Below are 12,724 nucleotides of genomic sequence, written 5' to 3'. Positions count from 1 at the left end.
TGTAAAGCGTGCTTTACTTTGCCTATGAGTAAAGCGTCCTTTACATCCCGGCGGGTTCCGGCCCAGCACTATGTCTTGGCCGTCATCCTCGGCGCCATCCTGACAATCACGGTTGCGGTGGTGGTGGGAGCAACAAACCCGGATGATTTCTGGCCCGCCGCAGGGATCGGGGCGCTATGCTCCGGGTACCCTGCGATGTCCCTCGGAGTGCGGGTTTTCGTCTCCAATAACACCGTCACCCGGGACCCGAACGGGGAACAAAGCGTGGAGCTGCAATGGATGCGCCAGGCCGGGGCCGGGGCCTTCATTGACGTGCTGGTCGCGACGATTGTTGCTTCGCTGGTGCTGGCCTTCGGCCGTTTCCAGGTTGATGCGCTCCCACTGCTTCTGGGGCTCGTTGGCCTCAGTACGCTGGATGCCGGCCTCCGTTACGTGGCCATCCGCCACCGTGCTCTGAAGTGAAGAACAACCTTGCCGAGCGTCGAGCCGGCCGCAACTGGACCCAGGCGGATCTGGCCGCCGCGCTCGGAGTGTCCCGGCAGACCGTCATCTCCATCGAGCGAGAGAAGTTCGACCCGTCATTGCCCTTGGCGTTCCTCATTGCGCGGACCTTTGGCTGCGCCATCGAGGACGTCTTCACCGCGGAGTGACACCACGGTAAAGATAAAGTGGCACCGTGAACTTTGCTGAAGCAGCCGACGGCGTCGAACTCGCCTGGACATCGGAGGGCGAAGGCGAACCCATGCTGCTAATCGCCGGGCAGGCCACGTCCATGGACGGTTGGGGCCCGACGGCGGAGCTTCTGTCGCGCTATTACCGCGTCATCCGCTTTGATCACCGCGGGATTGGCCACAGTGGGAGGGGTGACGCCGAGCGGTACACCACTCGAAGTCTCGCCAACGATGCTGCGGCCGTGCTCATCGCGGCCGGTGCGGAATCGGCACACGTGTACGGCCATTCAATGGGCGGACGCATAGGCCAGTGGCTGGCCATCGATGAGCCGCAAAGGGTTCGTACCCTGATCCTGGCGGCAACGAGTGGCGGGAGAATGCCGGACAGCGCAGCCGAGCCGGACAAAGCCGCCCTTGACGCCCTGGTCAGTGGCGACCTCTCCCGTCTGGAGCCGCTCTTTTTCGACTCTGAGTGGGCCAGGAACAACCCCGAGGCGACCCACACTTTCTTCAATTCCCGCGCGTCGGCGTGGGCCAAGGCGCGTCATTTCAGGGCCAGCCGCGAGCACGATGCCTGGAGCGAACTGGGTGCGATTACGGCTCCCACCTTGATACTCCATGGCACCGAAGACAGACTGACTCCCTTGCCCAATGCGCTGCTGCTACGCGGGCACATAGCCCGTTCGGTCCTTGTCCGCGTACCGGGTGCGGGACACGGGCTGCACCTTGATCACCCCGGGACCGTCGAGTGGATCCGGCAGTTCATCGCGCGCAGGAGCGGCTAGCTAATACTGCGGGCCGGCCTGGGACGATTCCCCGGCAAGCCGTTGTACCAGCGCGTCCACAATGGGCAGTTGCCCTTTGACGAGCTTGGTCCGGGCCACGGCTTCCTCAAGCCATTGTGCGTCGTCGATTTCGGGAAAGTCCTTGATGGTGCCAGAGCCTTTGGGCCATTCCATGGGGAACGTGTTGCTGACAATCTCTTCGGGCTGAAAACCACTGGCTTCCGCGATGAACGCCGTGATCAGTTTGCCCGAGGGCTGCCGGAATGTACCCAACAGAACGTAGTCCGCAGATGGCGGCGGAGTGCCGATTTCTTCAGTGAATTCCCTTCGTGCGGCAACCAAAGCGTCTTCGTCGTCGGAGAATTCGCCCTTGGGAATTGACCACGCGTGCTGATCTTTCCGCGCCCAAAAGGGCCCACCCATGTGGGCTATCCAAAGCTCCAATTGTCCGGCGGTATTTCGCCGGTAAAGGAGGATTCCTGCGCTGCGGATAGTGATGTCGCCTCCCGGGGTAAAGGTGCTGCACACATTTGTTGGAACACCTCAAGGCTACGCCGCCAGGCGCGGCCGTTATCCAATCGATGTTAATTCCCGGATCTTGGGTACCAATTTCGCTTCCCGCAAGGCCACGGCTACTCGATAATCGAGGAGTTGTACGTTCTCCGGGGGGAGGAGCGTATTGCGGCCAGCGGGACCAGCCGCTGGCATTCTGGGCGCATCAGCAGGAGGAAACAGCTATGGCATTGTCTATGAGGCTCCTTCCACGTGGGGGAAGAAAAGTTATGGGGGTAGCCGTAATTGCTGCGGTTGCCCTGTCCATGTTTGCCGGCACAGGACCATCGCATGCGGCGGACACAACGCCTATGGCAGATGATCCCGGCCCGGTGGGCAGTTTTGCCTGGAAGGGATTCAATTGGCAGAAGCGTTTTTGGGGTGGAGCGCCCATGTACAACGCGACGTGGGATGCCAACAATGTCAGCAACCCGGATGCCAACGGCTACGTGAAGCTGTCCATAAGCAACCCGACAGGTTCGGCGCCCAAGGGTGCGGAATTCCAGTCCACCCGTGAAGGATTCGGTTACGGTACATACAGCACCACGGTGGAAAAGGATGTCAGCGCACTCCAAAAGGAAGTGGTGTGGGGCTGCCTTTTCACCTATGACCCCAATGCCGTTCCCGGCTACACCGAGATCGACCTCTGTGAAGCGTCGGCGTGGGGCGGGGGCGCCGCATATGGCGAAAGCTGGCCGGTGACCCAAGGGCACGGTTACTGGTTCGATGCCACCTTGCCTCCGGGCCAAGGCAACAACACGGTCACCTTCGATGTCACGAATGCCCCCATCCTCACCCACCGGATGGTCTGGGAGCCGGGCAAGCTGACCTTTGAGACGTTTGCCGGGGAAGGGTACGACGGGCCACTCCTCAAGAGGACAGTCCTGGAAGGCTCCACTGTTCCCACTCCTGCCAAGGAACAGATTCACTTCAACCTGTGGGTCACCGGCGGCGGCGGTGGAGACGCTGCACACGTTGCACCGGAAACCGTCACGATCAGGGACTTCTCCTTTGTCCCGGCGAACCAGCTCACGGGTCCGGTTCCGACTATCACCGGCACGGCAGCGGTGGGCTCGACACTCACCGCAGTCCCGGGCACCTGGCCTGCCGGAACAACCTTGGCGTATCAATGGTTCAAAAACGGCACGGCCATTTCAGGAGCCACGGGACCCACCCGAGTCCTGGCCGCTGCGGACCAGGGCGCCAGCCTGACTGTGCGTGTGACGGGAAGCCTGGCCGGGTATGCCACGGCTACTAAGGAGTCGGCCCCGACGGCGGCAGTGGTGGCCGGAACCTTGCAGGCTCCGACCCCCACCATCACAGGTACGCTCACAGTTGGTTCGACCCTGACAGCAAACCCCGGAACGTGGACTTCCGGTACCGCACTGACGTACCAGTGGTACCGCTCCGGGACCTTGATTGCTGGAGCGACGGCCAAGAACTACAAGCTTGTGAGCGCAGACCAGGCGGACACCATGAGCGTCAGAGTCACCGGAACCAAAGCCGGCTACACCACGGTGTCCAGGGTTTCAGCAAGCACCGCGGTGATCCCCTAGGAGGTGGACGGCAGGTTTTTCTGTGCGCGGACGGGAACAATCCTCTTGATCGCGAGCCCCAATGCCAGCATGGCGAACGCGGCCAGGGCGAACCAGAAAAGGTCGCCTGCTCCGGTCAGGGCGAGGGTACCGGATCCCATTCCGGCCGCGGCTGCTCCGGCTGCGGGGGTTACTGGGCTGTTGTACATGAGTCGATTACCAAACTTTCTTTCTGTTGAGTGCTGCGTCCAGGTAAGCCTTGGCGTGGACTGCCTGGAGGAAGATGTCGATCACTGTTTCGTACATGGTTGCGGCCAGCAGCATGTGCCTCCAGCCCCGGAACCGCACAGTGATGACGCGTTCCAGGATGAAGATGCCGGTGACTGCAATCCAGAAGGGCTGGAGGTTCAGACCCATCCCTGAAATGAGCGCGAAGAGGATGGAGCCAAAGTAGGCCAGCGTCACTACGACGCCGATCATTGAAAGGAACTGGCGGCCCCAGTAGGGCCTGGTCACTTTGGTCCATCCGTATTGCACGCAGTTCTCCACCGCGCCCCGCTTCCACCGGAGCCGTTGCGCCCACAGTTCGCGCCACGTGGGCATGACCTCTGTGACCAGCGTGCAGTTGGCTGGTGAAGCGATCCGGTAACCCAGTGTCAGCAGGGCGAAGGAGAGTTCGTTGTCCTCTGTCAGGACGGACGTGTCGTAGATGCCGCCCTTGCCGTTTCCGGGAGGGAGTGTGCCGCCAAGGCGGGCAGCTGCGACGTCGCGAAGAGTCTTGACGCGGAAAAGGGCGGCGGTCCCTGTGACTACCAAGCACTTGCCGTGGAGGCGCTTGACGTCCCGGGCGTAGCGGGCGTATTCGTTGCGCTGGAGGTGACCTACGAAGCCGCCACCGGGACCTCCGCTGAAGACACCGCCTACCGCGCCGAGCAGTTCGTCGGCGAGCAGGTTTTGTGTGGCGTTCTCAATGAAGTCAAGGGCGAGCTGGGAGTCTGCGTCCTGGACCAGGATGAGGTCCTCGGGGTCGGCGTCGGGCAGCAGCCGGCTGAGGGCGAAGTTCAGAGCTCCGGCCTTCTTGTCCTTGTTTCCCACCGTACGGATGACCTCAGCGCCCTGGGCGACCGCGAGGTCCTCGGTATCGTCGGTGCAGTTATCGGCCACCACGATCACGCGGTCCGGGCGGCGGGTCTGGTTGTTCAGGGAGACAAGTGTGTCGGTGATGCCGGCGGATTCGTTGTGGGCCGGAACCAGGACAGTTACCACGCCGCCGGCGGCACGGTGGGATCCGCGGGGCGCGGTGGCCGGGGCCGGGGCCGGTGAGGCAGCGGTGTCCGTTGATGCGTGGACCGTGGTTTCCGTGAGCATTGTGATCCCTCCGTTCGTTAGCTGGAAGCGTTGACTCACTTAGAGTTCCAACGCCAACGCAAGAAACGCGCAGGCAAAGCGTCAAGGAAAAATCAAGGTTTGCTCAGGGTTTGCTTGAAGCGTCACGCAAACGGCTACGGGATCAGGTGCAGCCTTAAACGCAAGAGGACGACGTCGGGAGGTCCCGGCGTCGTCCTCTTGCGTTTGTTGTCGAGCGGCTTAGCGGCTCAGGCTGACCGTAAAGGTCTTCGGTCCGCTGAGGGTCACGGCAATGCCGCAGTTTTCTGCCGCAGCGCGGTGGGAAAGGGACTGGATGGCGGCATCGATGGTGTGGTCGATGGCCGACTTATCCCAGATTTTCAGCGTGATGGAGTCAGTATGTGTCGTCATTGTCAGTACTTTCACTCAGGCTGGTGACAGCCCCAAGCTTCGTCGCCCGGGGCCGCATCCTCGTCGGTGAGGATTGCTGATTCAGCTTGTATTGGAACGGATTCCCTCATTCATGGTTCATGCTGCCCACCGTGATTGACAAGCGAATCCAGCCAAGTGTGACCGATTACACGTTGCTTGTTACTCCGTGTAACCGGTGCTGACAGTGAGATCCCGCCAACGATCCACCTCGGCCCGCTGGGCTTCCGCTACGGCGTCAAAGGCCTTGGCGGCGTCCTCACCGAGCAGCAGGAAGCCAGGAGTTTCAGCGGCCTCGACGGCGTTGATGATCACCTGGGCTGCCCTGTCCGGATCACCCTGCTGCGTCCCATGCACCGTGTCGTTTTCCTTGCGTCGCTTGCCGGCAGTCTGGGCGTAGTCGTCAATGGCTTCTGCGGATTGCGTGAGCGACCTTCCGGCGAAGTCCGTCCTGAAACCACCCGGTTCCACGGCCGTTACTGTGATGCCCAACGGTGCCAGTTCCTTCTGCAGGGAACCGGAAATGCCTTCCAGCGCGGCCTTTGTTGCCGAGTAATAGCCCGAGCCGGGTGGGCAGATGCGGGCGCCGATCGAGGAGATGTTCACGATCGCACCCGAACGCCGGGTACGCATCCCGGGCAGGACGGCCTTGATCATGGCGACGGGACCGAACACGTTGGTATCGAACAGCGTCCTGACGTCCGCGTCGGCGCCCTCTTCGATCGCGGCGCGATAGCCGTATCCGGCGTTGTTGACCAGGACGTCCACACCGCCGAAGCGCTCCACGGCCTGCTGCACGGCCGCTTCCACCTGCGACTGATCGGTGACGTCGAGCGGGACGGCGAGTGCCGTCGTCGGGAATTCCGCGGCGAGGTCCTGCAGAGTGGCGGTGTCGCGCGCGGTCACGACGGCGTTATCGCCTTTCGCGAGGACCGCCCGGGCCAGTGCGCGGCCGAGACCGGTGGAGCAGCCTGTGATGAGCCAGGTAGTCATGATGTTCCTTTCATGGTTGACCTATCCCACTGAACGCTACTCCCCGGCGCCACGGGAGTGACGGCCCATACAGGTATTGCCGGTGCCACCCGGGACAGACGACGCCGCTCAACCGACGTGCACCCACGGGCGGCGGCTCACCTCCGGTTCGGCCTCCCTGAGGACCTCGCGGGTCACCGGCGCTATTTCGCCCTCGCCCAGGAACAGGAAGCGCAACAGGTTGGTCATCGGGTTGCCCTCAGTCCAGCGGAAATATATGTGGGGCATCAGTCCTGTGACGTCACGGATATGCAAAAGCACGGAGGCAATGGTGTTCGCCACCACCGGACCATGCACCTCAAGGATCCGGTAGCCGTGCCGTTCGATGCCCTTGACGTACAGTTCGGTCTCGAAATCCGAAGTGTCGTCCAGCACCACTTCAAGGAACAGGCCGTGGTAGTTGAGGGGGAGGTGGCTGACCTCGATGGCCGAGACCAGCTTCGAGCGATAGGCCTCCGCCGTAAGCCGGAGCGGTTCGTGCGCGATGAGCCGTATGGGTTCGGTGCCGTCGTCAAGGATGAATTCCAGGGCGTTGCGGTCCATGTGGACCTGTGTGGCGTGCAGCTCGAAGGACCTGCGCACCCGGGACAGCAGGGAGATGCCGATGATGCCGGCGATGAACACGGCCGCAATCCGGATGCCTTCGGGTCGCTCCACGACGTTGGCCACCGTGGTGTAGACGAATACGGCGGCGATGGCGCCGAAGCCGATCATGCGTTTGCGCTGATCACGACGGCGGGTGGACAGTGTCACGGCAACGGCGGCTGACGTCATCAGCACCAGGACGCCGGTGGCGTAGGCACCGCCCTGGGCGTCGACGTCGGCGTTGAAGACGAAAGTGATGAAGAACCCCACCAGCGTGAAGACCAGCACCAAGGGGCGAACCGCCTTGGCCCATTCCGGAGCCATGCCGTAGCGGGGAAGGTACCGCGGTACGAGGTTGAGCAGGCCGGCCATGGCGGAGGCGCCTGCGAACCACAGGATGGCGATGGTGCTGATGTCGTACACCGTGCCAAAACCCAGGCCCAGGTACTCGTGGGCGAGGAACGCGAGGGCACGGCCGTTTGCCTGGCCGCCGGGCTCGAACTCGCGCTCGGGGATAAGGACCACAGTAGTGAAGCTTGAGGTGATGAGGAACGAACTCATGATCAATGCGGCGGTGGTCAGCATTCTCCGGGTTCCCCGGATGCGGCCTGTTGGCTTGGCCTCAGTGTCATCGGGGTCGCCCTGCACCTGCGGCATCACGGCGACACCCGTCTCGAATCCGGAGAGGCCCAACGCGAGTTTCGGAAAGACAATGCAAGCGATGGCTACGGCCATGAGCGGGTTGCCGTGGGATGTCCACAGCAGCTGCCACCAGTCACCTACGGCGGTGGGATGCGCCAGGACCTCGACGACGGTGGTGGCGACCACCACCACATTCAAGCCCAGGTAAAGGACCACAAGAACGACGGCGACGCCTATCGCCTCCTTGAAACCACGGAGGAAAACTGCGGCCAGGAGTGCCAGGAGGACCAAGGTGACAGGAACATTCTGGCCCTGCAACCAGGGTGGCATCACGGGGTTCTGGATGAAGTGGGCCGTGGCATCCGCCGCGGAAAGGGTCATGGTGATCATGAAGTCCGTGGCGGCAAAGCCGAGCAGCACCAGCACCAGCAGTTTGCCTCCCCAGCGTGGAAGCAAACGCTCGAGCATGGCGATGGAGCCCTCGCCGCGGGGACTTTCCCCTGCCACGCGCCGGTAGACCGGAAGCGCGCCGAACAAGGTAACGGCAACCAGGACGATGGTGGCCAGCGGTGAGATCACGCCCGCGGCCAAGGCAGCGATGGCCGGCTGGTAGCCAAGGGTGGAGAAGTAGTCCACGCCCGTCAGGCACATGACCTGCCACCAATGGTGCTTCTTTTCGTGGGCCGCACTGACCACGCCGGGGCCGGGATGCCGGCCTTTGCTGTCCTGCAGCCCGAACAGGAGCCACGTCCGGAATGATGTCCAACCCCGGGGCCTGGGAGCCGAGGGGTCAGCCGGTGGTCTGCTTAACGTGGTCATGGGTGCCCTCCCAGACGCTCGTCGATCTGAGCTGAACATAGCACCGCGCACGAGGCGTGATGCCTGAAGTGGCCGATTCTTGACGAGACCTTTACGCGAGGGGTGAGCTCCCGGAGTTATTGGCGCGAGCCAAAGGGGTGGGAGCTAACCCCTCACGGGCGGAAGGTCCAAGGTGTAGACCACCAGCTGCACCTTCGGTGCGGGCCGTTCCTTCTCCCGCTCGGGCCGGCGGACGTAGCCCAGCCGGCGATAGAGGCGCTGGGACGGTTCATTGTCGACGGCGGTGTCCAGGACCACGCGCGCGGCACCCCTGGCGGCGGCCAGCCGGGCCGACTCGTCGAGAAGTTTTTGGCCAAGACCGGTCCGGCGGGCCTCGGGCAGTACCGCCAGCAGCCTGAGCTCCACTTCGCCGTCTTCAGCCTGCCTGCTCAGAGGTGAGCCAAAGGGCAGGAGGCTGGCCGTGCCTACCAGGCGACCGGTTTCGACGTCTTCGGCTACCAGCAGCACACCTTCGCGGGCCCGGGCGGCAGCATCCAGCAGGAGGCTGAGCCGCGCGTCGTCCGGTTGATGCGCGCCGGGAAGATGATGACCGAAGCCTTCGTACGTCAGCTGCCCCACGGCGTCGTACTCTTCGGGGCGTGCCTGCCGGATCACATGGGTGCCGGTGGCGACGGTTGGTGTAGTGGTCATGGTTGTCCTTTCGGCTGCGGATCGAGTCCGAGATGGGATTTGAGCGTGGTGCCCGAATACTCGGTGCGGGCCAGGCCGCGCTCCTGGAGTATGGGAACGACCCCGGAGGCGAAGCGCTCCAGATCCTGGGGGAGGAGTGAGAACATGAGGTTGAAGCCGTCCGCGGCGCCCTCCGAGTGCCAGCGTTCCAGCGAGTCTGCCACGTGCTCCGCGGTACCGATGAAGTCATGATTGCGTTTGTCGCCGGTGAGGATCGAGTAGAGGTCCTTGAGGGTGACCTCGTCCTCCCGGCCCCGGATCTGTTCGCCGGCAGAACGGAAATCGCTACGGGGCAGGGCGATCGTGGGTATGCCGGACTGGGCCACCGTGGCGTCCGCTCCGAGGCCGGTGAAGTCGACGGTACCTTCGCGGGCGGGCCCGGAGAAATATTCCTGCAGGAAGTCCAGGACCTGTTGATCGGTGATGAGGCCGTCCAGCTCACGGATGCGCTCCAGAGCTTCTTTACGGGTGTCCGCGACGACGGGCGAGATGGCCTGGTAAACGTAGAGCTCATCCGGATTCCGGCCGAAGGCCTCTGCCTGGGCACGGACCGATGCGCGGTAGCTCCGGGCCTGCGGAATATCCGGATGGCTCGCGAAGAGGGCGTTGGCGAACCTCGCACCCAGTTTCTGCCCGGGCACGGAAGTGCCCGCCTGAGCCAGCAAAGGGGAGTGCTGCGGAGAAGGCCCGATGTTGAGCGGCCCGGCAACCTTGAAGAACTCTCCTTTGTAGTCCAAACGGCTGAGTTTGTGGCGGTCGAAGAACGTGCCGTTTTCCTTGTCGTAGAGGAAAGCGTCCTTGTCCCAGGAATTCCAAAGTCCCTGGGTTACCTCAACGAACTCTTCAGCCCGGCGGTACCGGAGGCTGTGGTCGAAGTGCTCATCAGCACTGAAGTTGCCTGCCGTGCTGTTGGTGAGGTCACGCGTGGTCACGATGTTCCAGCCGACGCGACCGCCGCTGATGTGGTCCGCGGTGAGGGCTGCACGGGCAAAGTTGAAGGGCTCGTCGTAGGAGGTGGAGGACGTGGCGATGAGGCCGATGTTGCGGGTGACCGCGCCAAGAGCCGTGACAAGGCCTATGGGGTCGAAGCGGTTGAGGATGCCGGGGTTGGAGGTCTCGTCGATCGCCAGGGAGTCGCCAAGGAAGATGGCATCAAACTTGGCCTTCTCCGCGGTCTTGGCGAGCTGCACTTGATGTGCGAAGTCGATGCTTGCCTGCGGAAATGCTGTTTCGTGGCGCCACGAAGCCAGATGGATGCCGGTGCCCACCAGGTAGGCGAAGAAATGGATCTGTTGGCGTTCACGGGTGAGTGTCTGGTTCATGGGCCTGTTCCTGAAATGTTTGCAGGGTGCCCGTTTGGGACGGGCACCCTGCACACAGCTACTTGGTCTTCTTGATGGCTTCTTCTTCGGCAGTCAGGACTTCCTGCAGCTTGGCAGCAGTCCAGTCGGCCTTGAACTGGAGGTTCCCGTCGTTGAGCTTGGTCACCGAGGCCTCAACTTCAGGCGTGTGATAGGCATCCACGATCTTCTTCCAGGTCGGATCGTCCTTGCGGTCCGCCTTCACCACGAATCCGTTGATGTACGGCGCCAGGGATTCCGAATTCAGGTCTTCCTTGAAGATGATCTTCTCGTCGCCCAGGCCGCCTTTCTGGGCCTGGGTGTTGTTCACGACGGCGGCATCCGTGGTTCCCTTGAGCGCGTTCACCGTCTGGTTGCTGTCCACCGGGACAACCTTGATCTTGCTCGAGGTGATCTCAGCCGGCGTGGACAGCGAGTTGCCGCCATCCTTGAGCTGCAACAGGCCTGCGGTCTGCAGGTTCAGCAGGGCGCGCGCCTGGTTGGTGGGGTTGTTGGGGATGGCAACCTCGGCGTCGGCCGGCAGCTCCTCCACGGACTTGAACTTCTCCGAGTACAACGCCAACGGGTACACCGCGGTGGCGCCCACCGGAACCAGGGTGCCGTTGCTGTTGACGTTGAACTGCGAGAGGTACTTCAGGTGCTGGAACAGGTTGATGTCCACCTGGCCCTGCTGGGTGGCCGTGTTGATCTGGGCGCCGTCAGTGAAGTTCTTGACCTCAAGATCGATCCCCTGATCCTTCAGCTTGTTCTTCAAGAGGGTCCAATGCTCCTCGGCGCCGTCGTCCACACCGATGACCACCTTGGTGTTCGCTGCGGTTGACGAACCACTTGACGCACCCCCGCAAGCCGAGAGCGATAGGGCGGCAACCAGGCCGACGGCGGCGACTAACAGGCGGTTCTTCATGATGCTTCTCCGTACAAAGGGTATTGATGCGAATGGAAAGGTACGGGGTGTTCCCCCTGCCTCACGCTAGGCAGTTGCCGTGGTGGGAATCGAACGCTTTCGCAACACTCCGACGCGCACCGTCAAGGAAAGAAACCGCAGGTCACAGGGGGTCATTGGGTTCGATGGGATGGCCCGCCCGCTGTTGGAATGGGCATCCAATCAACCCCTGAAGGAGGCTCCGGTGAGCGCGATCGTTTCGCTGCGCGGCGTCAGCAAACTGTTCCCGGTCCAAGGAGGCAAACGCACCCAACGTACCGAAGCTGTGCGCGCCGTCGACGACGTCACCCTGGACATCGAAGAGGGAACAGTAGTTGGCATTGTTGGCTACTCCGGGGCCGGAAAATCCACGTTGGTGCGCCTGCTGAACGGACTGGAACGCCCCACCGAGGGCCAGGTGTTCGTCAAGGGGCAGGACATCTCCTACCTTCCCGAGGGCGAACTGCGGAAAGTCCGCGGCGGCATCGGCATGATCTTCCAGCAGTTCAACCTGCTCAAGTCCCGTACCGTGTTCGGGAACGTCGCCTACCCGCTCAAAGTGGCCGGCTGGCCGAAGGACAGGATCAAGCCGCGGGTGGACGAGCTGCTGGAGTTCGTGGGTATCGCGGACAAAGCCGGATCCTATCCGCGGCGACTTTCCGGCGGGCAACAGCAGCGTGTGGGCATTGCCCGCGCGCTGGCTAACGCACCGGACATCCTGCTCGCAGATGAAGCCACCAGCGCACTGGACCCGGAAACCACCCGTGACGTCCTGCGCCTGCTCCGACGCATCAACAAGGAACTTGGCACCACCGTCGTGGTGATTACCCACGAAATGCACGTGGTCCGCGAGATCTGCGACACCGTAGTGATGATGGAATCCGGCCGCGTGGTGGAAGCCGGGCCAACGTACAAGGTGTTCGCCGACCCCCAAAGTGCGTCCACCCAGCGCTTCGTCTCCACGGCCGTGCACGGCACACCGGAACCCGACACCGTCAGCAGACTCTCCGCAGCCCACCCCGGCCGGCTCGTCTCCATCGGCATTTCCGAAACGGCGCCCACCCCGCTGGTCGCAGCGACCTTCGAGCGCCATGGTGTGGGATCAAGCGTTGTCTTCGGCGGGGTCACCGAGATCCAGAACAAGATCCTTGGCACCCTCACCTACGAACTTACGGGCAGCGACGCCGCGATTGACGCCGCGCTCGCCGACCTGGGTGAGGTCACCGCCGTCGAACGCCAAGTTGCGACGGCGGCACCCACCGCAAGTGCCGTCCCGCACCTTCCAGCCCCCGTCCCCGCGACCGCCGGAGAATAG

General features: G+C 62.9%; 14 protein-coding genes. 5 read left to right on the top strand and 9 right to left on the bottom strand.

Annotation, left to right across the window (positions count from 1 at the left end):
• Positions 1–24 precede the first annotated feature (24 nt).
• Genes PYR64_RS15900 through PYR64_RS15890 form a run of 3 tightly spaced genes read left to right on the top strand, consistent with a single transcriptional unit; the run spans position 25 to position 1,456 of the window.
• A complete protein-coding gene (locus PYR64_RS15900) occupies positions 25–462 on the top strand; it encodes a hypothetical protein (protein WP_275776246.1) in 438 nt (145 codons plus the stop codon).
• Positions 459–650, top strand: a complete 192-nt coding sequence (locus tag PYR64_RS15895; RefSeq protein WP_018778791.1) for a helix-turn-helix transcriptional regulator — start codon at positions 459–461, stop codon at positions 648–650. Before PYR64_RS15900 ends, PYR64_RS15895 begins: the two co-directional genes overlap by 4 nt.
• 26 nt (positions 651–676) lie before the next feature.
• Complete coding sequence (locus PYR64_RS15890; RefSeq protein ID WP_275776243.1) at positions 677–1,456, top strand: alpha/beta hydrolase; 780 nt, start codon at positions 677–679, stop codon at positions 1,454–1,456.
• Here PYR64_RS15890 and PYR64_RS15885 read toward each other — a convergent pair whose 3' ends face one another.
• Positions 1,457–1,954 (bottom strand): NUDIX domain-containing protein, encoded by a 498-nt coding sequence (locus PYR64_RS15885; RefSeq protein WP_039242987.1) that lies wholly within the window; start codon positions 1,952–1,954, stop codon positions 1,457–1,459.
• Positions 1,955–2,238: 284 nt separating this feature from the next.
• On the opposite strand from PYR64_RS15885, the gene PYR64_RS15880 reads away from it, so the two are divergent.
• Positions 2,239–3,564, top strand: a complete 1,326-nt coding sequence (locus PYR64_RS15880) for a hypothetical protein (protein ID WP_039242919.1) — start codon at positions 2,239–2,241, stop codon at positions 3,562–3,564.
• On the opposite strand, the gene PYR64_RS15875 is transcribed toward PYR64_RS15880, so the two are convergent.
• From PYR64_RS15875 to PYR64_RS15840, 8 genes are all read right to left on the bottom strand, one after another.
• Entirely contained in the window at positions 3,561–3,752 is a 192-nt protein-coding gene (locus PYR64_RS15875; protein ID WP_275776241.1) for a hypothetical protein, read from the bottom strand. The two genes, PYR64_RS15880 and PYR64_RS15875, sit on opposite strands and share 4 nt — an antisense overlap.
• Before the next feature lie 7 nt (positions 3,753–3,759).
• Positions 3,760–4,911, bottom strand: coding sequence for a glycosyltransferase family 2 protein (locus tag PYR64_RS15870; RefSeq protein ID WP_275776239.1), 1,152 nt, complete (start codon positions 4,909–4,911; stop codon positions 3,760–3,762).
• 219 nt (positions 4,912–5,130) lie between these two features.
• Positions 5,131–5,301 (bottom strand): hypothetical protein, encoded by a 171-nt coding sequence (locus PYR64_RS15865; RefSeq protein ID WP_018778796.1) that lies wholly within the window; start codon positions 5,299–5,301, stop codon positions 5,131–5,133.
• A 180-nt stretch (positions 5,302–5,481) separates the two neighbouring features.
• Entirely contained in the window at positions 5,482–6,312 is an 831-nt protein-coding gene (locus tag PYR64_RS15860; protein ID WP_275776235.1) for an oxidoreductase, read from the bottom strand.
• A 108-nt stretch (positions 6,313–6,420) separates the two neighbouring features.
• Positions 6,421–8,397 carry a hypothetical protein gene (locus tag PYR64_RS15855; RefSeq protein WP_039242916.1) on the bottom strand — a complete coding sequence of 659 codons (1,977 nt, stop codon included), beginning with the start codon at positions 8,395–8,397 and terminating at the stop codon, positions 6,421–6,423.
• A gap of 144 nt (positions 8,398–8,541) precedes the next feature.
• Complete coding sequence (locus tag PYR64_RS15850; RefSeq protein ID WP_018778799.1) at positions 8,542–9,087, bottom strand: GNAT family N-acetyltransferase; 546 nt, start codon at positions 9,085–9,087, stop codon at positions 8,542–8,544.
• Entirely contained in the window at positions 9,084–10,448 is a 1,365-nt protein-coding gene (locus PYR64_RS15845; protein WP_039242915.1) for an LLM class flavin-dependent oxidoreductase, read from the bottom strand. Before PYR64_RS15845 ends, PYR64_RS15850 begins: the two co-directional genes overlap by 4 nt.
• Before the next feature lie 58 nt (positions 10,449–10,506).
• Positions 10,507–11,391, bottom strand: coding sequence for a MetQ/NlpA family ABC transporter substrate-binding protein (locus PYR64_RS15840; protein WP_018778801.1), 885 nt, complete (start codon positions 11,389–11,391; stop codon positions 10,507–10,509).
• Between the two features lie 223 nt (positions 11,392–11,614).
• Between PYR64_RS15840 and PYR64_RS15835 the strand changes: the two genes are divergently transcribed.
• Complete coding sequence (locus PYR64_RS15835) at positions 11,615–12,724, top strand: methionine ABC transporter ATP-binding protein (protein WP_275776230.1); 1,110 nt, start codon at positions 11,615–11,617, stop codon at positions 12,722–12,724.

The sequence above is a fragment of the Paenarthrobacter sp. Y-19 genome, assembly GCF_029223985.1.
GTDB classification, from domain to species: domain Bacteria; phylum Actinomycetota; class Actinomycetes; order Actinomycetales; family Micrococcaceae; genus Arthrobacter; species Arthrobacter nicotinovorans.
Note: the sequence above shows the minus strand (reverse complement) of the source record. Positions and strands in the feature narration are given on the sequence as shown.

Bases quoted from the DNA above. Each gene is read 5' to 3' on its own strand.
- PYR64_RS15900 (WP_275776246.1), top strand. From the start codon at position 25: ATGAGTAAAGCGTCCTTTACATCCCGGCGGGTTCCGGCCCAGCACTAT.
- PYR64_RS15880 (WP_039242919.1), top strand. From the start codon at position 2,239: ATGGGGGTAGCCGTAATTGCTGCGGTTGCCCTGTCCATGTTTGCCGGC.
- PYR64_RS15875 (WP_275776241.1), bottom strand. From the start codon at position 3,752: ATGTACAACAGCCCAGTAACCCCCGCAGCCGGAGCAGCCGCGGCCGGA.
- PYR64_RS15870 (WP_275776239.1), bottom strand. From the start codon at position 4,911: ATGCTCACGGAAACCACGGTCCACGCATCAACGGACACCGCTGCCTCA.
- PYR64_RS15865 (WP_018778796.1), bottom strand. From the start codon at position 5,301: ATGACGACACATACTGACTCCATCACGCTGAAAATCTGGGATAAGTCG.
- PYR64_RS15860 (WP_275776235.1), bottom strand. From the start codon at position 6,312: ATGACTACCTGGCTCATCACAGGCTGCTCCACCGGTCTCGGCCGCGCA.
- PYR64_RS15855 (WP_039242916.1), bottom strand. From the start codon at position 8,397: ATGACCACGTTAAGCAGACCACCGGCTGACCCCTCGGCTCCCAGGCCC.
- PYR64_RS15850 (WP_018778799.1), bottom strand. From the start codon at position 9,087: ATGACCACTACACCAACCGTCGCCACCGGCACCCATGTGATCCGGCAG.
- PYR64_RS15845 (WP_039242915.1), bottom strand. From the start codon at position 10,448: ATGAACCAGACACTCACCCGTGAACGCCAACAGATCCATTTCTTCGCC.
- PYR64_RS15840 (WP_018778801.1), bottom strand. From the start codon at position 11,391: ATGAAGAACCGCCTGTTAGTCGCCGCCGTCGGCCTGGTTGCCGCCCTA.